General features: G+C 71.9%; 21 protein-coding genes. 16 read left to right on the top strand and 5 right to left on the bottom strand.

Features of this window, described 5'->3' with window-relative positions:
• Positions 1-105 precede the first annotated feature (105 nt).
• From DWB77_RS27475 to DWB77_RS27445, 7 genes are all read left to right on the top strand, one after another.
• On the top strand, positions 106-1,635 hold the full coding sequence (locus tag DWB77_RS27475) for a leucyl aminopeptidase (RefSeq protein ID WP_120724080.1): 1,530 nt from the start codon (positions 106-108) through the stop codon (positions 1,633-1,635).
• A gap of 328 nt (positions 1,636-1,963) precedes the next feature.
• Positions 1,964-3,352: a dihydrolipoyl dehydrogenase gene (lpdA, locus tag DWB77_RS27470; protein ID WP_162952633.1), complete on the top strand. Its 1,389-nt coding sequence runs from the start codon at positions 1,964-1,966 to the stop codon at positions 3,350-3,352.
• A 55-nt stretch (positions 3,353-3,407) separates the two neighbouring features.
• A complete protein-coding gene (gene sucB / locus DWB77_RS27465) occupies positions 3,408-5,204 on the top strand; it encodes a 2-oxoglutarate dehydrogenase, E2 component, dihydrolipoamide succinyltransferase (RefSeq protein ID WP_120724076.1) in 1,797 nt (598 codons plus the stop codon).
• 132 nt (positions 5,205-5,336) lie between these two features.
• Complete coding sequence (locus tag DWB77_RS27460) at positions 5,337-5,963, top strand: GntR family transcriptional regulator (protein ID WP_120724074.1); 627 nt, start codon at positions 5,337-5,339, stop codon at positions 5,961-5,963.
• A 226-nt stretch (positions 5,964-6,189) separates the two neighbouring features.
• Positions 6,190-8,886 (top strand): pyruvate dehydrogenase (acetyl-transferring), homodimeric type, encoded by a 2,697-nt coding sequence (aceE, locus tag DWB77_RS27455; protein WP_120724072.1) that lies wholly within the window; start codon positions 6,190-6,192, stop codon positions 8,884-8,886.
• Positions 8,887-8,985: 99 nt separating this feature from the next.
• Positions 8,986-9,753 (top strand): VOC family protein, encoded by a 768-nt coding sequence (locus DWB77_RS27450; protein WP_120724070.1) that lies wholly within the window; start codon positions 8,986-8,988, stop codon positions 9,751-9,753.
• A gap of 131 nt (positions 9,754-9,884) precedes the next feature.
• On the top strand, positions 9,885-10,796 hold the full coding sequence (locus DWB77_RS27445) for a GntR family transcriptional regulator (RefSeq protein ID WP_120724068.1): 912 nt from the start codon (positions 9,885-9,887) through the stop codon (positions 10,794-10,796).
• A 40-nt stretch (positions 10,797-10,836) separates the two neighbouring features.
• Here DWB77_RS27445 and DWB77_RS27440 read toward each other — a convergent pair whose 3' ends face one another.
• Entirely contained in the window at positions 10,837-11,076 is a 240-nt protein-coding gene (locus DWB77_RS27440; protein ID WP_120724066.1) for a hypothetical protein, read from the bottom strand.
• A 257-nt stretch (positions 11,077-11,333) separates the two neighbouring features.
• Between DWB77_RS27440 and DWB77_RS27435 the strand changes: the two genes are divergently transcribed.
• A complete protein-coding gene (locus DWB77_RS27435; RefSeq protein ID WP_120724064.1) occupies positions 11,334-12,218 on the top strand; it encodes a winged helix-turn-helix domain-containing protein in 885 nt (294 codons plus the stop codon).
• 161 nt (positions 12,219-12,379) lie between these two features.
• Positions 12,380-12,901 (top strand): DUF4240 domain-containing protein, encoded by a 522-nt coding sequence (locus tag DWB77_RS27430; RefSeq protein WP_120724062.1) that lies wholly within the window; start codon positions 12,380-12,382, stop codon positions 12,899-12,901.
• Between the two features lie 102 nt (positions 12,902-13,003).
• Here DWB77_RS27430 and DWB77_RS27425 read toward each other — a convergent pair whose 3' ends face one another.
• The gene (locus DWB77_RS27425) at positions 13,004-13,807 is read right to left on the bottom strand and encodes an SDR family NAD(P)-dependent oxidoreductase (protein WP_120724060.1); all 804 of its coding nucleotides are present in this window, start codon (positions 13,805-13,807) and stop codon (positions 13,004-13,006) included.
• A gap of 131 nt (positions 13,808-13,938) precedes the next feature.
• On the opposite strand from DWB77_RS27425, the gene DWB77_RS27420 reads away from it, so the two are divergent.
• Complete coding sequence (locus tag DWB77_RS27420) at positions 13,939-14,589, top strand: TetR/AcrR family transcriptional regulator (RefSeq protein WP_120728321.1); 651 nt, start codon at positions 13,939-13,941, stop codon at positions 14,587-14,589.
• A 105-nt stretch (positions 14,590-14,694) separates the two neighbouring features.
• Here DWB77_RS27420 and DWB77_RS27415 read toward each other — a convergent pair whose 3' ends face one another.
• Positions 14,695-15,240, bottom strand: coding sequence for a GNAT family N-acetyltransferase (locus DWB77_RS27415; protein WP_120724058.1), 546 nt, complete (start codon positions 15,238-15,240; stop codon positions 14,695-14,697).
• A gap of 34 nt (positions 15,241-15,274) precedes the next feature.
• Between DWB77_RS27415 and DWB77_RS27410 the strand changes: the two genes are divergently transcribed.
• Both DWB77_RS27410 and DWB77_RS27405 read left to right on the top strand, forming a co-directional pair.
• Positions 15,275-16,195 carry a TIGR01777 family oxidoreductase gene (locus DWB77_RS27410; protein ID WP_120724057.1) on the top strand — a complete coding sequence of 307 codons (921 nt, stop codon included), beginning with the start codon at positions 15,275-15,277 and terminating at the stop codon, positions 16,193-16,195.
• 767 nt (positions 16,196-16,962) lie between these two features.
• A complete protein-coding gene (locus DWB77_RS27405) occupies positions 16,963-18,279 on the top strand; it encodes an NAD(P)/FAD-dependent oxidoreductase (protein WP_120724055.1) in 1,317 nt (438 codons plus the stop codon).
• A gap of 71 nt (positions 18,280-18,350) precedes the next feature.
• Here the strand turns inward: DWB77_RS27405 and DWB77_RS27400 are convergent, their stop codons facing one another.
• Entirely contained in the window at positions 18,351-19,799 is a 1,449-nt protein-coding gene (locus DWB77_RS27400; protein WP_120724053.1) for a regulator, read from the bottom strand.
• 227 nt (positions 19,800-20,026) lie between these two features.
• Between DWB77_RS27400 and lipB the strand changes: the two genes are divergently transcribed.
• The 4 genes from lipB to DWB77_RS27380 all read left to right on the top strand — a co-directional run bounded on the left by lipB (position 20,027) and on the right by DWB77_RS27380 (position 23,165).
• Positions 20,027-20,824, top strand: a complete 798-nt coding sequence (gene lipB / locus DWB77_RS27395; RefSeq protein WP_120724051.1) for a lipoyl(octanoyl) transferase LipB — start codon at positions 20,027-20,029, stop codon at positions 20,822-20,824.
• Between the two features lie 159 nt (positions 20,825-20,983).
• Complete coding sequence (gene lipA, locus DWB77_RS27390) at positions 20,984-21,940, top strand: lipoyl synthase (RefSeq protein ID WP_120724049.1); 957 nt, start codon at positions 20,984-20,986, stop codon at positions 21,938-21,940.
• Positions 21,941-22,213: 273 nt separating this feature from the next.
• The gene (locus DWB77_RS27385; protein WP_120724047.1) at positions 22,214-22,438 is read left to right on the top strand and encodes an SCO2195 family GlnR-regulated protein; all 225 of its coding nucleotides are present in this window, start codon (positions 22,214-22,216) and stop codon (positions 22,436-22,438) included.
• Between the two features lie 19 nt (positions 22,439-22,457).
• Positions 22,458-23,165, top strand: coding sequence for a DUF4191 domain-containing protein (locus DWB77_RS27380; RefSeq protein WP_120724045.1), 708 nt, complete (start codon positions 22,458-22,460; stop codon positions 23,163-23,165).
• A 112-nt stretch (positions 23,166-23,277) separates the two neighbouring features.
• On the opposite strand, the gene DWB77_RS27375 is transcribed toward DWB77_RS27380, so the two are convergent.
• On the bottom strand, positions 23,278-23,745 hold the full coding sequence (locus DWB77_RS27375; RefSeq protein WP_120724044.1) for an RDD family protein: 468 nt from the start codon (positions 23,743-23,745) through the stop codon (positions 23,278-23,280).
• Positions 23,746-23,848 lie beyond the last annotated feature (103 nt).

The raw sequence follows: 23,848 nt of genomic DNA, 5'->3' as shown, positions 1-23,848 counted from the left end.
TGGCTGGTGCTCGACCGCCCGAAATACGATGTGCGGGGCCCCGGCCGGGCCATCCGACGGTCGAACACTCCCCAAAGATTCTCAAGGAAGAGAGATCTCACCACCGTGACTGCTCTGACTCTCAGCACTGCCGGTGCGGCGACGCTGCGCGCCGACGCCCTCGTCGTCGGCGTCGCCAAGGCCGCGGGCCCCAAGGGTGGGCTGGTCGTCGCGCCCGGCGCCGAGGCCGTGGACAAGGCGTTTAGCGGAAAGCTCGCCGCTGTCCTGGAGACCCTCGGCGCCCGTGGTGCCGAGGGTGAGGTGACCAAGGCCGTGTCGCCCTCCGGCCTCAAGGCCCCGTTCGTCCTCGCCGTCGGTCTCGGCACCGCCCCCGCGGCCGACGAGGCCTACGACGCCGAGGTGCTGCGCACCGCGGCGGGCAACGCCGCGCGCGCCCTGCACGGCATCAAGAAGGCCGCGTTCGCGCTGCCCATCGAGGCCGCCGAGGACATCGAGGCGATCGGCGAGGGCGCCCTGCTGGGCGCGTACGCCTTCACCGCCTACCAGTCCGCCGACAAGACGGCCCCCGACGCCAAGGGCCCGCTCGCCGAGGTGACCCTGCTCGGCGCCAAGCCGCGCGACAAGGCACACAAGGCCGCCGTCGAGCGCTCGCTGGCGGTGGCCGAGGAGATGAACCGCGCCCGCGACCTGATCAACACCCCGCCGAACGACCTGACCCCCGAGGCCTTCGCCGCGGTCGTCTCGGCCGCCGGCAAGGAGCACGGCCTCAAGGTCCAGGTGCTCGACGAGAAGGCCCTGGAGAAGGGCGGCTTCGGCGGCATCCTCGGCGTCGGCGTCGGCTCCGAGAACCCGCCCCGCCTGGTGAAGATCACGTACACGCACGCCAAGAACGCCAAGCACCTGGCGCTCGTCGGCAAGGGCATCACCTACGACTCGGGCGGCATCTCGCTCAAGCCGGCCGGTCACAACGAGACGATGAAGTGCGACATGTCCGGCGCCGCCGCCGTGTTCGCCGCCGTCGTCGCGGCCGCGCGCCTGGGCCTCGAAGTGAACGTCACCGGCTGGCTCGCGCTCGCCGAGAACATGCCGTCGGGCTCGGCCACCCGCCCCGGCGACGTGCTGCGCATGTACAGCGGCAAGACCGTCGAGGTCCTCAACACCGACGCCGAGGGCCGCCTGGTCCTGGCCGACGCGCTGTGGAAGGCCTCCGAGGAGAAGCCGGACGCGATCGTCGACGTGGCCACGCTGACCGGCGCGATGGTGCTGGCGCTCGGCGACCACACCTTCGGCATCATGGCCAACGACGACGCCTTCCGCACCGCGATCCACGAGATCGCGGAGGAGTCCGGCGAGCAGTCCTGGCCGATGCCGCTGCCGGCGAACCTGCGCAAGACCATGGACTCCCCCACCGCCGACCTCGCCAACATGGGCGTGCGGATGGGCGGCGGCCTGGTGGCCGGCCTGTTCCTGAAGGAGTTCGTCGGCGAGGGCATCACCTGGGCCCACCTCGACATCGCGGGCCCCGCCTACAACGAGGGCGCCCCGCACGGCTACACCCCCAAGGGCGGCACCGGCTCCTCGGTGCGCACCCTGGTCCGTCTGGCGGAGCGCACCGCCTCGGGCGACCTGGGCTGACGGCTCGCGCACAGCCGACACACGGGCGGCCCCGGGCATACGCGCGGGGCCGCCCGTGTTCACGCTCCGTACCGTCACGCTTCGGCGGATTTCGCTGTCGACGAAATCCGCACGCCGGGGCGTGGTGGTGGAGTCACTCCTGAGACCGCCGTGCCCGACGATCAGCGGTCTCAGACACCGGCCCCGCGTCCCGCCTTCCGTCAACAAGTGCGAAGATGGGTTCTCGGCAGGACAGGGCCCCCACCACAGGGCCGAAGACAAGCGGCCGATACCAGCCGCCGCCGGTCATCGACGACCGCGCCCGGCGCACATGCATGGAGGACGTGACGTGGCGAACGACGCCAGCACCGTTTTCGACCTAGTGATCCTCGGCGGTGGCAGTGGCGGTTACGCCGCGGCCCTGCGCGGAGCGCAGCTGGGCCTGGACGTCGCACTGATCGAGAAGAACAAGCTCGGCGGCACCTGCCTGCACAACGGCTGCATCCCCACGAAGGCCCTGCTGCACGCCGGCGAGATCGCCGACCAGGCGCGCGAGGCCGGCCAGTTCGGCGTCAAGGCCACCTTCGAGGGCATCGACATCAACGCGGTCCACGCGTACAAGGACGAGGTCATCTCGGGCCTGTACAAGGGACTCCAGGGCCTGGTCGCCTCCCGCAAGGTGACCTACATCGAGGGTGAGGGCCGGCTGTCCTCCCCGACCTCGGTGGACGTGGGCGGCCAGCGCGTCCAGGGCCGCCACGTCCTGCTCGCGACCGGCTCCGTGCCGAAGTCGCTGCCGGGCCTGGAGATCGACGGCAACCGCATCATCTCCTCCGACCACGCGCTGACCCTGGACCGCGTCCCGCAGTCCGCGATCATCCTGGGCGGCGGCGTCATCGGCGTCGAGTTCGCCTCGGCGTGGAAGTCCTTCGGCACCGACGTCACCGTCATCGAGGGCCTCAAGCACCTCGTCCCGGTCGAGGACGAGAACAGCTCCAAGATCCTGGAGCGCGCGTTCCGCAAGCGCGGCATCAAGTTCAACCTGGGCACCTTCTTCCAGAAGGCCGAGTACACCGCCAACGGTGTGAAGGTGACGCTGGCCGACGGCAAGGAGTTCGAGGCCGAGGTCCTCCTCGTCGCCATCGGCCGCGGCCCGGTCTCCCAGGGCCTCGGGTACGAGGAGCAGGGCGTCGCGATGGACCGCGGCTACGTCCTGGTCGACGAGTACATGCGCACCAACGTGCCCACCATCTCCGCCGTCGGCGACCTCGTTCCGACGCTCCAGCTCGCGCACGTCGGCTTCGCCGAGGGCATCCTGGTGGCGGAGCGGCTGGCCGGTCTCAAGACCGTCCCGATCGACTACGACGGCGTGCCCCGGGTGACGTACTGCCACCCCGAGGTCGCCTCCGTGGGCATCACCGAGGCCAAGGCCAAGGAGATCTACGGTGCGGACAAGGTCGTCGCTCTGAAGTACAACCTGGCGGGCAACGGCAAGAGCAAGATCCTCAAGACCGCGGGCGAGATCAAGCTCGTCCAGGTCAAGGACGGCGCCGTGGTCGGTGTCCACATGGTCGGTGACCGTATGGGCGAGCAGGTCGGCGAAGCCCAGCTGATCTACAACTGGGAGGCTCTGCCGGCCGAGGTCGCGCAGCTCATCCACGCGCACCCGACGCAGAACGAGGCGCTCGGCGAGGCCCACCTGGCCCTGGCCGGGAAGCCGCTGCACTCCCACGACTAGTAGCCCCTCGGGCGCGACGACCACTTCCCGCAATTCGTAAGGAGCAACCGAAACCATGTCGGTTTCCGTAACCCTTCCGGCGCTCGGCGAGAGCGTCACCGAGGGCACCGTCACCCGCTGGCTGAAGGCCGAGGGCGAGCGCGTCGAGGCCGACGAGCCGCTGCTCGAGGTCTCGACCGACAAGGTCGACACCGAGATCCCCGCCCCCGCCTCCGGCATCCTCGCCTCCATCAAGGTGGCCGAGGACGAGACCGTCGAGGTCGGCGCGGAGCTCGCCATCATCGACGACGGCTCCGGTGCGCCGGCCGCCGAGTCCGCCCCGGCGCAGCAGGCTCCGGCGCAGGAGGCCCCCGCCCAGGAGGCCCCCGCACCGCAGGCCGCGCCGTCCACCGAGACCGAGACCCCGGCTCCGGCCCCGACGGCCGAGGCCGCTTCGGGCGGCGGCTCCGCCGAGGGCACCGACGTCGTCCTTCCCGCGCTCGGCGAGAGCGTGACCGAGGGCACCGTCACCCGCTGGCTCAAGGAGGTCGGCGAGGAGGTGGCCGAGGACGAGCCGCTGCTCGAGGTCTCCACCGACAAGGTCGACACCGAGATCCCCGCGCCGGTCGCCGGTGTGCTCCTGGAGATCGTGGTCGGCGAGGACGAGACCGCCGAGGTCGGCGCCAAGCTCGCCGTCATCGGCGCCCCGGGCGCGGCTCCGGCCGCCGCTCAGGCTCCGGCCGCCCCGGCTCCCGCGGCCGCCCCGGCCCCGGCTCCGGCCGCCACTCCGGCGCCCGCCCCGGCCGCTGCTCCGGCGCCCCAGGCCCCGGCCGCGCCCGCCGCTCCGGCTCCGGCGCCCCAGGCTCCGGCCGCCCCGGCTCCGGCTCCGGCCGCCCCGGCGCCCGCCCCGGCCGCTCAGGCGCCCGCCCCCGCCGCCACCTCCGGTGACGACGGCGCGTACGTCACGCCGCTGGTCCGCAAGCTCGCCTCCGAGTCCGGTGTGGACCTGGGCGCGGTCAAGGGCACCGGCGTCGGTGGCCGCATCCGCAAGCAGGACGTCATCGCCGCCGCGGAGGCCGCCAAGGCTCCCGCACCGGCCGCCGCCGCCCCCGCCGCGCCGCAGAAGGCCGCCCCGTCCGTCGAGGCGTCCCCGCTGCGCGGTCAGACGGTCAAGATGACCCGCATGCGCAAGGTCATCGGCGACAACATGATGAAGGCCCTGCACTCGCAGGCGCAGCTCACCACGGTCGTCGAGGTGGACATCACGAAGCTGATGAAGCTGCGCAACGCGGCGAAGGACGCCTTCGCCGCCCGTGAGGGGGTCAAGCTGTCCCCGATGCCGTTCTTCGTCAAGGCCGCGGCCCAGGCGCTGAAGGCCCACCCGGTCGTCAACGCCCGGATCAACGAGGACGAGGGCACCATCACCTACTTCGACTCGGAGAACATCGGCATCGCCGTGGACTCCGAGAAGGGTCTGATGACTCCGGTCATCAAGGGTGCGGGCGACCTCAACCTGGCCGGCATCTCCAAGGCCACGGCCGAGCTGGCCGGCAAGGTCCGCGGCAACAAGATCACCCCGGACGAGCTGTCCGGCGCGACCTTCACCATCAGCAACACCGGCTCGCGCGGTGCGCTGTTCGACACGGTCATCGTGCCGCCGAACCAGGTCGCCATCCTGGGCATCGGCGCCACCGTCAAGCGTCCGGCGGTCATCGAGACCGCCGAGGGCACCGTCATCGGCGTCCGCGACATGACGTACCTGGCCCTCTCCTACGACCACCGTCTGGTGGACGGCGCCGACGCGGCCCGCTACCTGACCACGGTCAAGGCGATCCTGGAAGCCGGCGAGTTCGAGGTCGAGCTCGGCCTGTAAGGCTCTCCAAGGCACCCTGGGACGGCTGTAACACTCGTCTCACCAGCGGCCGCGCCCCCGTTCGGACTCTTCCGGGCGGGGGCGCGGCCGTATTGTTTGGCACGTCACCGCTCGCCTTAAGGAGCCATCCCCATGACCGTGCCCGTCGTCCACTCGCTGCGCGAGCAGATCCGCGAGCACATCGTGGAGGGGATCGTCAGCGGGCGCTGGAAGCCCGGTGAGCGGATCGTGGAGCGGCGCATCGCGGTGGAGCTCCAGGTCAGCCAGACGCCGGTGCGCGAGGCCCTCAGGGAGCTGGAGAGCCTGCGCCTGATCGAGTCGGCCCCCAACAAGGGCGTACGGGTGCGCAATCTGAGCGCGGCCGATCTGGAGGAGAGCTACCCGGTGCGGGCCGGTCTGGAGCAGATCGCGGCCGAGCTGGCGGCGGAGCGGCTCGCCCGGGACTGCTCGGCCCTGGAGCCGCACGTGGCGGCCCTGTACGAGGCGGACCGGGCGGCGGACGGCACCGCGCAGGTGCGCCACACCGTGGGTTTCCACCGCGAACTGGTGCGCGCGGCCGACAACAGTGTGCTGTTGCACACATGGGAGGGGCTCGGCATCGAGGTGTTCACGGCCCTGTCGATCCGCTGGCTCGGCACCGTGCAGAAGTCGTACGCCGAGGAGCACGAGGATCTCGTCGCGGCCTTCCGGCGACGGGATCCGGCCATCGGCCCGCTGGTGAAGGCCCATGTCCTGGGGTGTGCGCCGCGTAGCGCCTGACCTGCGGGGCGGAGCGAGAAGCACCTGCCATTCCAAGGCACCGGGTGCCCTTTTTCGCGGCACCCTGTGCCGACTTTCCGGATTCGAAGAAGTTTTTGGCTCAACGCTTTGATCGATCATCGATCGTCGGCTTACAGTCAACGGCGGACTCACCGGTCCAAGGCCCCGTCCTGCCAGACAAAGGCCCCCTTTTCTCCACCCCCCTCCTGTCCGGAAGGCGGCGATCATGATCGACCCCGTAGCCAAGTTTCCGAGCGAGCTCGACCAGCTCCCGGACCGTGACACCGAGGAGACCGCCGAATGGGCGGCCTCCCTCGATGCCGTCGCCAAGGCCGCCGGCCCGCACCGGGCCGCGTATCTGATGCGCCGCACGCTCCAGCACGCCGAAGGCGCGGGCCTCGCCCTGCCGAAGCTGCTGGAGACGGACTACGTCAACACCATCCCGTCCTCCGCGGAGCCCGTCATCGACGGCGACGAGGAGATGGAGCGCCGGATCACCGCGTGGAACCGCTGGAACGCGGCCGCGATGGTGACCCGCGGCTCGAAGTACGGCGTCGGCGGCCACATCGCGACCTTCGCGTCCGCGGCGTGGCTGTACGAGACCGGCTTCAACCACTTCTTCCGCGGCAAGGAGGGCGACGGATCGGGCGACCAGCTCTACATCCAGGGCCACGCCTCGCCCGGCATCTACGCCCGCGCCTTCCTCGACGGCCGCCTCACCGAGGCGCACCTCGACAAGTTCCGCCAGGAGTCCGCGGGCGACGGCCTGCCGTCCTACCCGCACCCGCGCCGGCTGCCCTGGCTGTGGGAGTTCCCGACCGTCTCCATGGGACTCGGCCCGCTCTCCGCGATCTACCAGGCGCGCTTCAACCGGTACCTCACCAACCGGAACATCAAGGACGTCTCCAACTCCCACGTGTGGGCGTTCCTCGGTGACGGCGAGATGGACGAGCCCGAGTCGACGGCGGCCCTGGCGCTCGCCGCCCGCGAGGGTCTGGACAACCTGACCTTCGTCATCAACTGCAACCTCCAGCGCCTCGACGGCCCGGTCCGCGCCAACTTCAAGATCGTGCAGGAGCTGGAGGCCCAGTTCCGCGGCGCCGGCTGGAACGTCGTGAAGTCGCTGTGGGGCGGCGCCTGGGACGAGCTCTTCCAGCTCGACACCACCGGCGCCCTCGTACGCCGCCTGCGCGAGGTCCCCGACGCCCAGGTGCAGACGTACCAGACGCGCGACGCGGCCTACATCCGCGAGGACTTCTTCGGCAAGGACCCGGCGCTCGTCGAGATGGCGAAGCTGCTCTCGGACGACAAGATCCTGGAGTGCTTCCACCTCTCGCGCGGTGGCCACGAGCCGCGCAAGGTGTACGCCGCCTACAAGGCCGCCCTGTCCCACAAGGGCGCGCCCACCGTGATCCTGGCGCAGACCGTCAAGGGCTTCACCCTGGGTGAGGGCTTCGCGTCCAAGAACGCGAACCACCAGATGAAGAAGCTCACCAACGACGAGTTCAAGAACATGCGTGACCTTCTTGAACTGCCCATCTCCGACGCCCAGTTCGTCGACGGCCAGGTCCCCTACGGCCACCCCGGCGCCGACTCCCCCGAGGTCCGCTACCTCCAGGAGCGCCGCGCGGCGCTCGGCGGCCCGGCCCCGGCCCGCCGCAGCCACGCGATCGAGGCGCTGCCGGCCCCGGCCGACAAGTCGTTCGCGGCGTTCGACAAGGGCTCCGGCAGCCAGTCCATGGCCACCACCATGGCGTTCGTCCGGCTGATGAAGGACCTCATCCGCGACAAGACGACCGGCAAGCGCTGGGTCCCGATCGTCCCGGACGAGGCCCGCACCTTCGGCATGGAGTCGCTCTTCCCCTCGCTCGGCATCTACTCGCCCAAGGGCCAGACGTACGAGCCGGTCGACCGCGACCAGCTGATGTACTACCGCGAGGCCAAGGACGGCCAGATCCTCAACGAGGGCATTACCGAGGCCGGCTCGATGGCCGACTTCATCGCCGCCGCCAGCGCGTACGCCACGCACGGCGAGCCGATGATCCCGTTCTACATCTTCTACTCGATGTTCGGCTGGCAGCGCACGGCCGACCAGATGTGGCAGCTCGGCGACCAGCTCGGCCGCGGCTTCCTGGTGGGCGCGACCGCCGGCCGCACCACCCTGACCGGTGAGGGCCTCCAGCACGCCGACGGCCACTCCCCGGTGATCGCGGCGACCAACCCGGCGGCCCTCTCCTACGACCCGGCCTTCGCCTATGAGGTCGCGGCCATCGTCAAGGAGGGTCTGCGCCGGATGTACGGCGAGGCGGCGCCCGGTGAGGACCGGGACGTCTTCTACTACCTCACCGTCTACAACGAGCCGATGCCGCAGCCCGCGAAGCCCGCGGGCATCGACGAGGGCATCATCAAGGGCCTGTACCGCTTCAACACGGCGGAGTCCGCGGGCGTCACCGTCCCTGGCAACGCCCCGCGCATCCAGCTGCTCGGCTCCGGCACGGCGATCCACTGGACGCTCGAAGCCCAGAAGCTGCTCGCCGAGGAGTGGGGGGTCGCCGCCGACGTGTGGTCCGCCACCTCCTGGACCGAGCTGCGCCGCGACGCCCTCGAAGCCGATGCGGCCCTGCTGCGCGGCGAGGAGCGAACTCCCTTCATCCGCACGGCACTTGAGGGCGTGGACTCCCCCGTCCTCGCGGTCTCCGACTACATGCGCCAGGTCCCCGACCAGATCGCGCAGTGGGTCGAGCAGGACTACTCCTCGCTCGGCGCGGACGGCTTCGGCCTCTCCGACACCCGTGAGGCGGCCCGCCGTCACTTCGGCGTCGACGCCCAGTCGATCGTCGTCGCGGCCCTGGCCCAGCTCGCCAAGCGCGGCGAGGTCCCGGTCACGGCCGTGAAGGAGGCGCGCGAGCGCTACGGCCTGTAGGCCGCACCCGGTACGCACGTGTGCCCCGTCCCGATTGCCGGGGCGGGGCACCCGTGCGTGAATGGGCGACCGGGGGCGGCACGACTCCGGGAGCACCGCATGAAGATCTACAACCGTCCCTCCGCGCCCGCCTGGGCCGATCTGTCCACGACCGACGTGTCCGGCGCCAAGGCCTTCTACGGCGGCCTCTTCGGCTGGCAGGGCGCGGACGTGCCGATGGAGGAGGCCGGCGGCTACGGCATGTTCCTGCTCGGCGATCAGTACGCGGGCGGATACGGACCCTGCATGGCGCCCGGGCAGCCGGTGGCCTGGCTGGCGTACTACCAGGTGGAGTCGGCCGACGCGACGGCCGCGCTGGTGACCGGCAACGGCGGAACGATCGTGGCCGGCCCCATGGACGTCTTCGACTCCGGCCGCCTCGCGGTGTTCGCCGACCCGGAGGGCGCGGTCTTCGGCGTGTGGCAGCCCAAGGAGCACAAGGGCTTCGGGGTGGCCGGCGTGCCCAACAGCATGACCTGGTTCGAGCTGCTGACCCGGGACCCCGACCGGGCGAAGACGTTCTACCGGGCGGTCTTCGGCTGGGGCGGCGACGCCGAGCCCTACGGCACCTCCGAGTACACCGAATGGCAGCTGGAGGGCGAGAGCTTCGGCGGCATGATGCGGATGACCGACGACTTCCCGCCCGAGGCGCCGCCGCGGTGGATGGTGTACGTCCGGGTCGAGGACTGTGACGCCACCGCGGCGAAGGCCCGCGCGCTGGGCGGCGAGATCCACGTCCCTCCGACCACCATCCCACCGGGCCGCTTCGCCGTGCTGCGCGACCCGCAGGGCGGTGCGTTCTGCGTGATCGCCCTGAACCCGGCGTAGTTGACGGTGCCGGGGCGTACGTTCCGGTATCAGAAGACCCCAACTCGGGCCGCACGACAGTGCATTGGCAGGCACGGACCGTTCATGACAGACAACTCGCCGTCAATGGCAGGGCGTTGTAGTCTGGGGCCGTGCCTGGAATCAGCGCTTCGACCGATGGACGGCGTCGTCCGCGGGATGTGGTCGCCGACGGCCTGCGGGCCCTCATCTCCGGCGGGGAGCTGCGGGTCGGTGAACACATCCCGACCCAGGCGCAGCTCAGCGAGCGCTTCTCGGTGCCGCGCGGCGCGGTCCGCGGCGCGGTCGAACTCCTGGAGCGCGAAGGCCTGATCAGGCGGGCCCAGCAGGGCACCCCGCCCACGGTGGCCCGCCCCGGCGCGGGCCGGGTTCCGGCTCGGCGCGACGAGGTGCCCGGGCCGCGCCGGCACGCACCGCGGCCGGCCGGGATCTTCCTCGGCGAGCGGGTGGCGCAGTGCTTCCGCGAGGAAGAGGTGACCATCGACGCGTACTGCCTCAATGGCGAGACATTGGCATCGGCGCTGGCCGGTCCGCTGGTCACCGTGCAGGCCGAGGGCGCGGGCCCGCGCCGGGTGGCGGTGCGCATCCTGCTGCCGGACGCCGAGGCTCCGCTGGCCCTGCCGCAGGTGGTCGGCGATCTGGGAAACGCCAGGGCGCGCGAGCGGCTGCGGATCACCAGCAACCACATCTACGGCTCGCTGCGCCATTCACTGCGCATGCTCAAGGTCCGCGACCTGGTCCCGGACGTGACGGTCGAGGCCCGCAAGGTGTCGATCACACCGACGCAGAAGGTCTACATCCTCAACGGCCGCGAGGTGCTGGCCGGGCACTACCAGGTGACCGAACGCACGGTGGATCTCGACCGGACCCCGATCGAGATCTACGACATGCTCGGCGTGGAAGGCATGCTCTTCCGGCACACCGTGGTCGACGACGACGAGGTCACCCGCGGCTATGTCGAGCAGACCCAGCAGTGGTTCGACTCGCTGTGGAACACCATCGCCCGCCCCATGGACCCGAACTGAGCCGGATCCGGAGCGGGCGCCACACGGGCCGGCCGTGCGGTCAGCGGGCGGCGATCAGCAGCACCACCACGAGCACGGCCGCCACGCACACGAGGTTGGTGCGCGGCCCGGACGGAACCGTCGCCGGCTGCTCGCCGCCCTCGCCGCCCGTCTCGCCGCCGCCCTTCGCGAGCAGCACACCCAGGGCGAGCACCAGCAGGCCCGACGGCCCGAGCAGCGACACCACACCAGCGTTCGACAGCAGTTCGAGGACGATTCGCACGCGTGTCTCCAGTCCCATGGAACACCTCCTCCGGTTGTCGCCGCCGCGGACCGCGTGAGTGACGATCGCAACCTCATTGGCAGGCGATTGTGTTCCCTCCTCCTACCCGGACTGAATGGCTGCCATCTATGGTCAACCGGCTGCATATCGACCAACACGACTATGCCAATGGGAAGTTGCCCGGCCAACCGGCTCAACCAGCCGGTCAAGTACGGCAGTTGACCGGTCGGCACAACCATCTGTCCTGTCCTGACCGCGAGTTGTAGCCTCTGTGGGTGACGACCCACACCACCGGGGCCGACCGGGACGACGCCGGGGAGATCCCCCGCTACCGATTGGTCGCCGACGCGCTGCGCCAGGACATCCAGAACGGGGTGCCGGCGCCCGGCGAGGGGCTGCCTAAACAGGAGCAGCTCATGCGCCGTTTCCACTGCGGACGCGGCACCGTGCAGAAGGCGCTCCAACTGCTGCGCGACGAGCAGCTCCTGGAGGAGGGTGTCTCGGGCCGGGGTGCCCGGGTGGCTCGCCAGGCTGCCATCGGGCGACCATTGGTCTACTACATCTCCCGCGCCTTCGAGGCGCCCCATGTCTCCCTCGACGTCTGGTCGCTGCACACCGAGGAACTGTCCCGGGCCGTCCAACAGCAGGCCGAACTCATCGGGCTCGGCGACCGCCCGGCGCCGCGGTCGATCCGGGTCCGGGTCCTGGTGCCGGACCTGGACACCCACCACCCCTATCCCCGCCACCTCGACGACCCGGAGGACCTGCGCCCGCTGCGGCGGCTGCGCCGGGTCATCCGGATGTACGCGGAGGCGCTCCACCACTCGCTCACACAGCTGGCCGAGGAGGGCACGGTGGGGTCGGTGTCCGTGGAGATCCGGGTCCTGCCGACGGTGCCCGGCGAGAAGCGCTACCTCATCAACGGCACCCAGATGCTGACCGGCTACTACTTCCTGCGCAAGACCCGGATCCTGGTGGACGCCGCGTCCATAGAGGTGCTGGAACTGCACAGCGACACCCTGTTCCCGGCCACCCTCGAAGGCAACGGGGCCCGGTCCCTGGAGCGTGCGGAGTTCCAGCAGGCCCAGGCCTGGTTCGACTCGCGCTGGGAGACGGTGGCGACACCACTGCGCCCGCTGGACGAATGGCCCGGCCAGTAGCGCGCCCCCCGGGTACCCCCTCCGCCCTTGCCCGCCACGGGCCGCACGACACGGCCCCGAGGGGGGCGACAGGTGTGCCAGGGGTGGCCCGGCGTGGCAACCGGACGAAAAGCGCCGCTCCGCGTGCGCCGCCTCCCGCCACCCACGATGCTGGATCCGTGATGGACGAGACGGAGTTCTGGGAGATCGTCGACCGTACCCGCGAGGCCGCCGACGGCGACCCCGAGGAACAGGCCGACCTGCTCGTGGAACGGCTGGTGCAGTTGGACCCCGACTCCGTGCTCGACTTCGCCCGGCACTTCGAGGCGCGCTACAACCGCGCCTACCGCTGGGACCTGTGGGGCGCCGCGGCGGTGCTGCTCGACGGGGCCGGCGACGACACCTTCGACTACTTCCGCTGCTGGCTCATCGGCCAGGGCCGCGAGGTCTTCGAGGGCGCGCTGCACGACCCCGACGCCCTGGCCGACCTGCTCGGGGAGTTCGACGAGGAGGTCGACGGCGACGGCGAGGAACTCGGCTACGCGGCCGACGAGGCGTATGAGCAGCTCACCGGAGTCGTCGCCCCCGACCTCGGCATCCCGCCCCAGGCCGACGAGCCGGAGGGGACCGCGCTGGACTTCGAGGACGACACGGCGCTCGCCTCCCGCTACCCCCGCCTGTGGGAACGCTTCGGCACGGGCTGAGCGGGGCTGCGCGCGGGAGCGGGCACGAGGGCGTCGTCCGGGGCGGGCGCGCGAGCGTCGTCCGGGGCGCGGGGCGCGTCTCGCCGCCCGGGCGCGGGTGGCTCAGAAGTGCGTTCCGCCGTCGACGCGGACCTCGGTGCCGGTGATGAAACGGCCGTCGTCGCTCGCCAGCATCGCGACCACCGACGCCACCGTCTCCGGTCCTGCGAAGCCCTGGCCGATCGCCGGGGCGAGCTTCACGAAGAGCGACATGTCGGCGTCGGCGGGCAGGCCCGGGCCCACGCTCGCCCGGGAGGCGCCGGTGCCGTCGGTCATGCCGGAGGAGATCGAACCGGGCTGCACCGCGGTGAAGCGGATGCCCTGCTTGGCGTACTCGGCGGCGAGCGCGTGCGTCATCGACTGGATGCCGCCCTTGCTGGCCGCGTACGCCGCCATGTAGGGGTGGGCGAACACCGCGGAGGTCGAGCTGAAGTTGACGACCGCCGCGCCACGGCCTTCGAGCAGCGCCGGGATCGCCTCGCGGATCATCAGGAAGGTGCCGGTCAGATTGACCGCGACGACCTGGTTGAACTCGGCCAGGCTCGTCTCGTGGGTGTGCGAGGAGCGCAGGATGCCGGCCGCGTTGACCAGGACGTCCAGGCCGCCGAGCGCGCAGACCGCGGCGGTGACGCCCTCGGTGACCGAGGCCTCGTCGGCTATGTCGATGACGAGGGTGGTCAGCCGCCCGAGCCCCGCGCCCGCCTTCTGGGCGGTGTCCTTCAGACCGGCCTCGCTGACGTCCGCGGCGACGACGTGGCCGCCCTCGGCGAGCAGGCGAAGCACGGTGGCCTGCCCGATGCCGGAACCGCCGCCGGTGACCAGTGCACGGCGTCCTTCGTAGCGGTCGGTGACGGTGTTCGGGCTCATCGCGGTCCAGCTTTCTCGGGTTGGCGGCCCGGGCGGAACACCCGGGGGAACACCACCGTACGCCCAGGTGACACGTTTTGCCATGTCGTCAAAGCGTGCATACCACCTGGGTGCGCGCGTACGCTGACGACGTGACCGCCTCCGATCCGCAGCCCGCCTCCCCGTCCCGGCCCTCGCTGACCGAGCGCCGCAAGGCCGCGACCCAGCTCGACATCGCCCGCGCCGCGGCCGCGCTCTTCGCCGAGCACGGGCCCGACGGCACCACCGCCGAGGCCATCGCCCGGCACTCCGGGGTCGCGCTGCGCACCTTCTACCGCTACTTCCGCTCCAAGCAGGACGCGGTCGGCCCGCTCCTGTCCGGCGGCGCCGAACGCTGGCGGGCGCTCCTGGAAGCGGCCGAACCGGGCCCGCTCGCCGCGATCCTGGATTCCGCCGTGCGGGAGGCCCTCGCGGCGCCCGACGCACCCGCCGTCGAGCAACTGCACTGGACCCGGGGCCTGTTGCGCGCGGCCGAGCACGACGCGGCGCTGCGCGCGGTCTGGTACCGGGTCAACCAGGACTCCGAGGAGCGCCTGCTGCCCGTGCTCGCCCGCCTCGCGGGGCCGGGGGCGGACGCCCTGGAGGTACGGCTCGCCGCGGCCGCGGCCACGGACGCGATCCGGGTGGCGCTGGAGGCCTGGGCCGCGACGGACGCCCCGGTCTCGGGCACCGGCTCCCCCGCCGAACTCGCGGTGCGCTGTCTGCGCGAACTGACGGGCGGGATGCGGCTGTTGGGGCGGTGAGGGCGCGGGGGTGATGCCCGTGGGACCGGATCTCGCCGGGCCGCGGGTGATGCCCGTGGGACCGGATTTCGCCGGGCCGCCCGGGTCGGTTTTCGAGCGCCCGGGTCAGCCTTCCAGCAGGGAGCGCCCCATCAGGACGTCGTCCGCGTACCTGCCCTCGATGAGGAACTCGCCCGGCAGTACGCCCTCGACGGCGAAGCCCTCCGCCGCGTACAGCGTGCGGGCCGGCGTGTTGTGGCCGAGCACGCGCAACGTGATGCGGGTGGCGCCCTGCCTGCGGGAGGCGTCGTACGCCGCGTGCAGCAGGGCCCGGGCCACGCCCCGGCCGCGGGCCGCCTCGGCGACTTCGAGCCCCTGGATCTGCCGGACGTGCCGGTTGCAGGCGAGCGGCGTGGCGGGCACCAGCCGGATGAACCCCGCGAGTTCGCCGTCCACCTCGGCCACGAGGTAGTCCGCGGCCTCGTGCCGCTCGTCGAAGAACGGCTCGTACGGCTCGGTCGGGCGCGGCTGCACGGAATGCAGCGGGGACCAGACGGCCCGGGTGAGCGCGCCCAGCGCCTCGCCGTCCGAGCGCCGGGCGGGGCGAATCCGCACGGGCGACACGGCAGGGGTGGGAGGAGAAGGACGGGGATCGCGGGACGACTCGGCCATGCGGTCACTGTGCCACGGGCCGGCGAGCGCGAGGATGGACTCCATGAAGATCGCGGTGACGGGTTCGACAGGACTGATCGGTACGGAGCTGGTGCGCTCGCTGCGGGCGGACGGGCACGAGGTGCTCCGTCTCGTACGGCGCCGGCCGGGCGCACCCGACGAGGTCGCCTGGGATCCGGTACGCCAGTACGTGGACGCGGCGGGGCTGGCCGGCTGCGAAGCGGTGGTGCATCTGGCGGGGGCGGGCGTGGCCGACCACCGGTGGACCGCCGCGTACAAGAAGGAGATCCGGGACAGCCGGCTGCTCGGCACGGCCGCGCTCGCCGAGGCGCTCGCCTCGCTCGACACCCCGCCGAAGGTGCTGGTCAGCGGGTCGGCGATCGGCTACTACGGCGACACGGGCGACCGGTTGGTGGACGAGTCGGCGCCGCCGGGCGAGGGCTTCCTGCCCTCGGTGTGCGTGGAGTGGGAAGAGGCGGCGGCCCCGGCCCGGGAGGCGGGCATCCGGACGGTGTTCGCGCGTACGGGACTGGTGGTGGCCCGCCACGGCGGCGCCTGGGCGAAGCTGATCCCGCTGTTCCGGGCGGGGCTTGGGGGCCGGCTCGGCAGCGGGCGCCAGTACTGGTCGTTCATCGCGCTGCACGACGAGGTGGCGGCGCTGCGGTTCCTGGTGGACACGGAGTCCCTTTCGGGGCCGGTGAACCTGACGGCGCCGGAGCCGGTGACGAACCGGGAGGTGACGGCGGCGATGTCCCGGGTGCTGCGCCGCCCGGCCCTGCTGCCCGTGCCGGCGGCGGCGGTTCGGCTTGTGCTGGGGGAGGCGGCGGGGGATGTCCTGGGCGGGCAGCGGGTGCGGCCGGGGCGGCTGCTGTCGGCGGGGTTCAGTTTCGCCTTCCCCGAAATCGAGCCGGCGATCCGCACGGCAGCAAGCCAGGGGGTTCCCCCAACCCCCTGAGCCCCAGGGTTGGCTGACCCCGGCCCCCCTGGGGCTCCGCCCCAGACCCCACCGCGTTTGCCCACCCACCCGCCCGTGACGGGGGTTGGACAGCCCCGGGCCCCTGGGGCTCCGCCCCAGACCCCGTTCGCGCCTTAAGGGCGCTCGTCCTCAATCGCCGGACAGGCTGAAGGTGCTGGCCAGCACCAAGTAGTTAGGGGCGCGGGGAACTGCGCGCCCAACCACCCACGGCCCGCAGACGAAAACGGGTTGGTTCTTCAGGGGCGCGAGGAACCGCGCAAAAAGCGACCACGACCCGCAGACCGAAGCGTCTTTAGGGGCGCGGGGAACTGCGCGCCCAGCCACCCACGGCCCGCAGACGAAAACGGGTTCCTTGGGGGCGCGAGGAACCGCGCGAGAAGCGACCACGACCCGCACACCGATGGGTCTTTAGGGGCGCGGGGAACTGCGCGAGAAGCGGGCACGGTCCGCCGGGATCGAGAGGGGTTAGGGGCGCGGGGAACTGCGCGACCGTCGTCCCCGGAGCACGCTGGGGGCCGGGCCGGGCGGAGCCCCGGGTGGGGGGTGGCGGAGGTGGGCCACCCCGGCAAGAGCCACGGCCCACCCCCGGAGGGCAACCGTGCGCCCGCCATGCCCCAACGCCCACCCCCACGCGCACCACCCCGAACCCCGAGAAGATACCTACTCTCTCCCCGAACTCCGGCATTCCGTGGGCCAGTTGGGGGCATGAGGCCTCCACCTACCGCGCCTACCTCGGGGAGGGCCACGTGCTCAGTACCGCACACCATGCGGACGTACTCATCGTGGGGGCCGGGCTCGCGGGCCTGTCAGCGGCTCATCAGCTGACCGGCGCGGGAGTCGCGGTCAGCGTCCTGGAGGCCGCCCCCGACGTGGGCGGCCGCATGTCGACCGCCTCGGTCGACGGCTTCCGGCTGGACCGGATAGGCCAGCTTCTCTCGACCTCGTACCCGGAACTGCGCCGCACCCCGGGCCTGGCGGACGTGCCGCTGCGGGCGTTCTCGCCGGGCGCCCTCGTGCACAGCGAGGGCCGGCACTACCGGGCCGGCGTGACAGGGAGCGCACGGGGCGCACTGGCCGCCGCGCGCGCCCGTGCGAGCGCCCCTCGGGGCGCGGTCACCCCGCTCGGCGGCGCCCTCGATCAGGCCCGGCTCGGCAAGGCGCTCGCCCGGCTGGCCGCGACCCCCGTCGAGCGGCTCACCGCGCGCCCCGAACTCCCCATCGGCCAGGCCCTGTTGGGGCGGGGCCTGCCCGCCCGCACCCTGGACGGCTTCCTGCGCCCCCTGCTCTCCGCGCTGCTCTGCGACCCGGACCTGACCACGTCGAGCCGCTGCGCCGACCTGGCGCTGCGCGGTTTCGCCCGCGGCCGGCTGTGCGTCCCGGCGGGCGGCGCGGCCACCCTGCCCGAGTTGCTCGCCCGGGCCCTGCCGCCCGGCACGGTGCGTACCGACGTGAAGGTGACCTCCGTCGCCACGACCTCGGTCACCACCGCCGACCACGGCGTGCTGGGCTGCCGCTCCGTGCTCCTGGCCACCGACGCACCCGCCGCCGCCGAGCTGCTGCCCGGTCTACGGGTCCCGGACTTCCATCCCCTGACCGTGCTGCACCACACCATGGCGAGGTCGCCGCTGGCCGACCCGGCGCTGCTCCTCGACGCGGACCGCAGCGGGCCGGTGGCGTACACCTCGGTGATGAGCGAGGTCGATCCGAGCCGCGCGCCGCACGGCCGGGCCCTGGTCACCTCGACCGTGCTCGGCCCCCCGCCCGCCGATCTGGAGGACGCCGTACGCCGTCAACTGGCGCGTCTGTACGCCACGTCCACGCGGGCGTGGGAGCTGCTGGCCGTGCACCACACCCCGCAGGCGGTGCCCTCGATGCCCGCCCCGCACGATCTGCGCCGCCCGGTGCGGCTGCTCGCCGGCCTGTACGTCTGCGGCGACCACCGCGACACCGGCACCGTGCAGGGCGCCCTGTACTCGGGCCGGCGCGCCGCCCGGGCGATCCTCACCGATCTGGGCGTCCCGTCCTGGCAGGCGACGGCGGAGGTGATCCACAAGGCGGCCTGACCACCCGCGCCCCCCGCTCGCCCCCCCAGCACGCTCAGCCCAGCGCAACCACCCGGTCCCGGCAGCCGCGCTCAGCCCAGCGCGGCCACCCGGTCCCGGTAGGTGCGCACCGCCGCCGCGTCCCGGTACGGCTCCAGGCGGCGCTCGAAGTCACGTACGTACTCCACGGCGCGCGCCGACCTCATCTCGCTGGCCTGCTGCGCCGCTTCCGCGCCCAGCGCGCAGGCCTGGTCGAGTTCGCCGAGGCCGAGCCGGGCGGTGGCGAGCACGACCCGGCTGAACAGCCGGGAGCGGGCATAGCCCGGCGCGCGCAGTTGCAGCGAGCGCTCCGCGTGCTGGGCGGCGGTGCGGTACTGCTGGAGGTCGCGGTGGCAGTGGCCGAACTCGTCGGCGAGCTGTGCCTCGTCGAAGTACCGCCCCCAGTGCGGCACGTCGTCGCCGGGCCGCGCGCTCTCCAGGGCCCGCTCGGCCCGGGCCAGCGACGCCGTACAGGCGCGGACCTCGCCGAGCACCCCGTGCCCGCGCGCCTCCACAGCGTTGAGCAGCGACTGCACCACGGGCGGCGCCGCCGATCCGACGCCCTGCTGGGCGACCCGGGCCAGCTGCACCGCCTCGCGGCCGTGCCCGAGGTAGACGGCCTGCCGGCTCATGGTGACCAGCACATAGGAGCCGTACGCCCGGTCCCCCGCGGCCTGGGCGAGCCGCAGCGCCTGCACGAAGTAGCGCTGGGCGAGCCCGTGCGCCGCGATGTCGTACGAGGTCCAGCCGGCCAGTCTGGTCAGGTCGGCCGCGGCCGCGAAGAGCCGGCGCCCCACGTTCTCGCCGTAGGTGCCCCGCAGCATCGGCTCGGCCTCGTGCTCCAGATAGCGCACCAGTGCCTGGCGCGCGTGGCCGCCGCCGTAGGCGTGGTCCAGCGTGCGGAACAGTTCGGCCACCGAGCGCAGCGCCGCGATGTCCCCGCCGGTCACCCGCTGTCCCGGCCCGCGGTCGGTGGTGCGCTGGCGCGGCACCGAGGGGCGGCCCTGGACGGGGATGCGGGCCGTCTGGGCCTGGGGGTTCGGCTCGCCGCGGCCCACCCGGTCGTCGGCCCGCCCGATCAGCCAGTCCCGGCTCGGGACCACCAGGCCCGCGGGGGTGAACGCGATCTTGCGGAGTTCGGCGTGGCTGCCCGAGTCCTTGCGCCACAGACCGCTGACGATGTCGACGGCCTCCTCCGGGGTCGCCGCGAACTCCAGACCGGCGTACACCGGCGCGCAGGCATCCAGGCCCAGGTCCTGCGCGGAGAGCCGGCGGCCGAGCCGCCGGGTGAACACCTCGGCGATGAGGGCGGGTGTGGTGCCGCGTGGTTGCTGGCCGCGCAGCCATCGGGTCACCGAGGTCTTGTCGTAGCGCAGGTCCAGGCCGTGCTCGAGACCGAGCTGGTCAACGCGGCGGGCGAGGCCGGCATTGGAGAACCCGGCTTCTGCGATGAGTGCGGCGAGCTGGCGGTTGGGGGTGCGCTGCGAGGGTCGTTCCGTCATCAGCTCTGCGTTCTCCTGCCTTCCGGGCCAACCTTGCAGCCCTCATGGAACGGCGAGAATTTAGCGGTCAATACGGCCGGTGCCGCCACCTTCGCCCCGCATTCATCCGATCGTGTGGTGACGTGCCGTTTCTGCCGGGGTCAGGGGCGTACGGGGGTTGTCGAACACGGTCGTACAGTGAGGAGCGCGCACGGGACGCATCCGAGACGTTCGACGGGAGAGCTGGCGTGAACGAGCTGCGATTTGTCCGGCTGGGATTCGGCAAGGACGCGGTCGAGTACCAGGAGGCCTGGGACGAGCAGCGCCGGGTGCACGCGGCCCGGTTCGCCGACGAGGTTCCGGACACGTGTCTGCTCCTGGAGCACCCGCCGGTCTACACGGCGGGGCGGCGCACCGAGGACAGCGAGCGCCCCCTGGACGGCACCCCCGTCATCGACGTCGACCGCGGCGGCAAGATCACCTGGCACGGCCCGGGCCAGCTGGTCGGCTACCCGATCCAGAAGCTGCCCCGCCCGGTGGACGTCGTCGCGCACGTACGCCGTCTCGAAGAGGCCCTGATCCGTACCGCCGCCGACTTCGGCCTCGCCACCACCCGGATCGAGGGCCGCAGCGGCGTCTGGGTCCTGGGCGACCCGATCGAGCAGCGCCCGAAGCTCGGCGGCCTCTCCCTCGACTTCGACCCGCGTCTGCACGACGACGAGTTCGACGCCCGCCTCAACGGCCCCGAGTACGCGCCCTCCAACGCCGGCCAGCGCCGCGAGGACCGCAAGCTGGCGGCGATCGGCATCCGCGTCGCCAAGGGCGTCACGATGCACGGCTTCTCCTTCAACGTGAACCCGGACAACACCTGGTTCGACCGGATCGTGCCGTGCGGGATCCGGGACGCGGGTGTGACCTCGCTCTCCTACGAGCTGGGCCGCGAGGTCACGATCGAGGAGGTGCTCCCCGTGGTCGAGCGCCACCTCAAGGACATCCTGGAGCACGCGGAACTGGCCCCGCGCGAGATCGAGCGGGCCTCCGCGTAGCGGACCCGGCTCCCCGGGGGCCGAGCTCCCGGGAGCTCGGCAGGGGAATGTGGCCGAACCCCCCGCGAGTTACCCCCCGGGGGAAGCCGCACCGAACCCGAGCAAACAACGGGCGTACCCTAGGGTTCGCCGAAGAATCGAAGTCACAGGGAGCCGGACGTGTCCGCAGTCGCACCCGACGGACGCAAGATGCTGCGCCTGGAGGTCCGGAACAGCCAGACCCCCATCGAGCGCAAGCCCGAGTGGATCAAGACCCGGGCGAAGATGGGCCCCGAGTACAACCAGCTCCAGAAGCTGGTGAAGAGCGAGGGGCTGCACACGGTCTGCCAGGAGGCTGGCTGTCCGAACATCTTCGAGTGCTGGGAGGACCGCGAGGCGACCTTCCTCATCGGCGGCGACCAGTGCACCCGGCGCTGCGACTTCTGCCAGATCGACACGGGCAAGCCCGAGGCGCTCGACCGTGACGAGCCGCGCCGCGTCGGCGAGTCCGTCGTCACGATGGACCTGAACTACGCGACCATCACCGGCGTCGCCCGCGACGACCTCGCGGACGGCGGTGCCTGGCTGTACGCGGAGACGGTGCGCCAGATCCACGCGCAGACCGCGGACCGCGCCGAGGGCCGCACCAAGGTCGAGCTCCTGGCGCCCGACTTCAACGCGGTCCCCGAGCAGCTCGAAGAGGTCTTCTCCTCCCGCCCCGAGGTCTTCGCGCACAACGTCGAGACCGTGCCGCGGATCTTCAAGCGGATCCGCCCCGGCTTCCGTTACGAGCGCTCCCTCGACGTGATCACCCAGGCCCGCGACTACGGCCTGATCACCAAGTCGAACCTGATCCTCGGCATGGGCGAGACCCGCGAGGAGGTCAGTGAGGCGCTCCAGCACCTGCACGAGGCGGGTTGCGAACTCATCACGATCACCCAGTACCTGCGCCCCTCCGTGCGCCACCACCCGGTCGAGCGCTGGGTGAAGCCGCAGGAGTTCGTGGAGCTGAAGGAGGAGGCCGACGAGATCGGCTTCTCCGGTGTGATGTCGGGCCCACTGGTCCGCTCCTCCTACCGCGCCGGCCGGCTGTACCAGCAGGCGATGGAAGCCCGGAGCGCCGCCACCACGGCCTGACCCGGGCGCGGGTCGCGTGAACCCGCTCACAAGCGACTACCGATCGGTAATGGCCTCATCGACGCGGCCCGTACCTTCCCCGCAGGTCGGGGCGGGCGTACGGGTCGCGTCAGTGTTTTGCCGGGGCGCGTAAAGGTTTCATTGGCGTTTGACCGCTTCGACACGCCCTGGTAACACCAATCAGTGACGATGGCTCTACGCACCGCGCACACCCCCACACCCCGTACCCCACCGCCCGCTTCCCACTTCCCGTCCCGAGGGGGGACCTCGACGATGCAGGCCGTTACCTCTCCCGTTACCGCTCCGCAGACCGTGCGAGCCACCACGCTCGACTCCGTCACCGGCGCGCTGCGCGTCATGGAGTCGCTGATCATGGGCTCCGGCCAGCGCACCGCCCGTCGCAACGCCTGGACCGCGGTCCTGGAGGATCGGCGCCGGGCCAAGGACCGGGTCGAGGCCCAGCACGTACTGGAGGCCGTGGCCACCCGGCGCTCCTAGGCCACGTAAACTTCCTGCTATGGCGAGGAAGGCAACCGCAGAGAGCGCTGCGAACGATGCGAATGCGGGGCGACTGAAGCAGATCGCCCTGACCTACAAGATGACCCGCAAGGCCGACTCCAAGATCGGGCTTGTCATCACTGGCGTGGGAATCGTCGTTCTCGGCGTCTTCCTGGCGATCGGGTTCCTGCTCGGGCACCCGGTCTATCTCGGCATCCTGGGCCTCCTGGTGGCCGTGCTCGCGATGGCAATCGTCTTCGGACGGCGTGCCGAGCGGGCGGCGTTCGGACAGATGGAGGGCCAGCCGGGCGCGGCGGCCGCGGTGCTGCAAAACATCGGGCGGGGCTGGACCACCACCCCGGCCGTGGCGATGAACCGCAGCCAGGACGTCGTCCACCGGGCGGTCGGCCGGGCCGGTGTCGTGCTGGTGGCCGAGGGCAACCCGAACCGGGTGAAGTCCCTGCTGGCCGCCGAGAAGAAGAAGATGGCCCGCATCGTGGTGGACGTCCCCGTCCACGACGTGATCGTCGGCGACGGCGAGGGCCAGGTGCCCCTGAAGAAGGTGCGCACCACCCTCCTGAAGCTCCCCCGGGTGCTCTCGGGCCCGCAGGTGACCGCGGCCAACGACCGGCTGCGCGCCATGGGCGACCTGATGAGCAACATGCCGCTGCCGAAGGGTCCGATGCCCAAGGGCTCGCGGATGCCGCGCGGCGGAAAGATGCGCTGACCCTCACCTCGTTCGCATACGAATCGTCCGCATACGAAGGCGGCCCGGACCGACATGGTCCGGGCCGCCTTCTGACGTCGTACGCCCCGAAACGCCGGGGGTGGCGAAGCGGTCAGATCCTGACCTGGACCGCGCGGGCGAGGCGGTCGTGCAGGCCGCGGCCGTCGCGGTCCCAGATCAGCGCGGGGATCGCCAGGCACAGCAGTACGGTGCGAAGCGTGACGCGGACGAGGCCGAGCCGGCCGCCCTCCTCCGCCACCACCCGCAGGCCGAGCAGGCGCTTGCCCGGGGTGAACCCGACGGTCCCGACCGTCAGTACGCCCAGCACGAGGAACAGCAGCAGCGCCCAGTTGTTGGCGGCGCGCGTGTCGCCGTGGGCGAGCAGCCCGTAGGCGATCAGGGCGCACAGGCCCCAGTCGATGAAGATGGCGCCGAAGCGCCGGCCGAGCGGGGCCACGGAGCCGGGCCCGTCCTTGGGCAGACCGAGCCGCTGGCCCCGGTAGCCGAAGTCGACGCCCATCTCCTCGGCGGCCGCGCGGGGTCCCGAGAGCCACGATCCGATTGCTTGCCTGTTGTCCACGGATCCACGGTACTGCGCCCGTTTTCGATCACTTCGGGCCGGGTCGGCCTTGGCACCTTCGCCACCAGGCCGGTTAACTTGGGCGAAACAAACGGGTCACGCT

The sequence above is a fragment of the Streptomyces hundungensis genome (assembly GCF_003627815.1).
Classification (GTDB): domain Bacteria; phylum Actinomycetota; class Actinomycetes; order Streptomycetales; family Streptomycetaceae; genus Streptomyces; species Streptomyces hundungensis_A.
This window is presented reverse-complemented; position numbering and strand designations above follow the sequence as displayed.

Bases quoted from the DNA above. Each gene is read 5' to 3' on its own strand.
- DWB77_RS27440 (WP_120724066.1), bottom strand. From the start codon at position 11,076: ATGGGACTGGAGACACGCGTGCGAATCGTCCTCGAACTGCTGTCGAAC.
- DWB77_RS27460 (WP_120724074.1), top strand. From the start codon at position 5,337: ATGACCGTGCCCGTCGTCCACTCGCTGCGCGAGCAGATCCGCGAGCAC.
- DWB77_RS27425 (WP_120724060.1), bottom strand. From the start codon at position 13,807: ATGAGCCCGAACACCGTCACCGACCGCTACGAAGGACGCCGTGCACTG.
- DWB77_RS27380 (WP_120724045.1), top strand. From the start codon at position 22,458: ATGGCGAGGAAGGCAACCGCAGAGAGCGCTGCGAACGATGCGAATGCG.
- aceE (WP_120724072.1), top strand. From the start codon at position 6,190: ATGATCGACCCCGTAGCCAAGTTTCCGAGCGAGCTCGACCAGCTCCCG.
- sucB (WP_120724076.1), top strand. From the start codon at position 3,408: ATGTCGGTTTCCGTAACCCTTCCGGCGCTCGGCGAGAGCGTCACCGAG.
- DWB77_RS27385 (WP_120724047.1), top strand. From the start codon at position 22,214: ATGCAGGCCGTTACCTCTCCCGTTACCGCTCCGCAGACCGTGCGAGCC.
- DWB77_RS27430 (WP_120724062.1), top strand. From the start codon at position 12,380: ATGGACGAGACGGAGTTCTGGGAGATCGTCGACCGTACCCGCGAGGCC.
- DWB77_RS27410 (WP_120724057.1), top strand. From the start codon at position 15,275: ATGGACTCCATGAAGATCGCGGTGACGGGTTCGACAGGACTGATCGGT.
- DWB77_RS27450 (WP_120724070.1), top strand. From the start codon at position 8,986: ATGAAGATCTACAACCGTCCCTCCGCGCCCGCCTGGGCCGATCTGTCC.
- DWB77_RS27415 (WP_120724058.1), bottom strand. From the start codon at position 15,240: ATGGCCGAGTCGTCCCGCGATCCCCGTCCTTCTCCTCCCACCCCTGCC.
- DWB77_RS27400 (WP_120724053.1), bottom strand. From the start codon at position 19,799: ATGACGGAACGACCCTCGCAGCGCACCCCCAACCGCCAGCTCGCCGCA.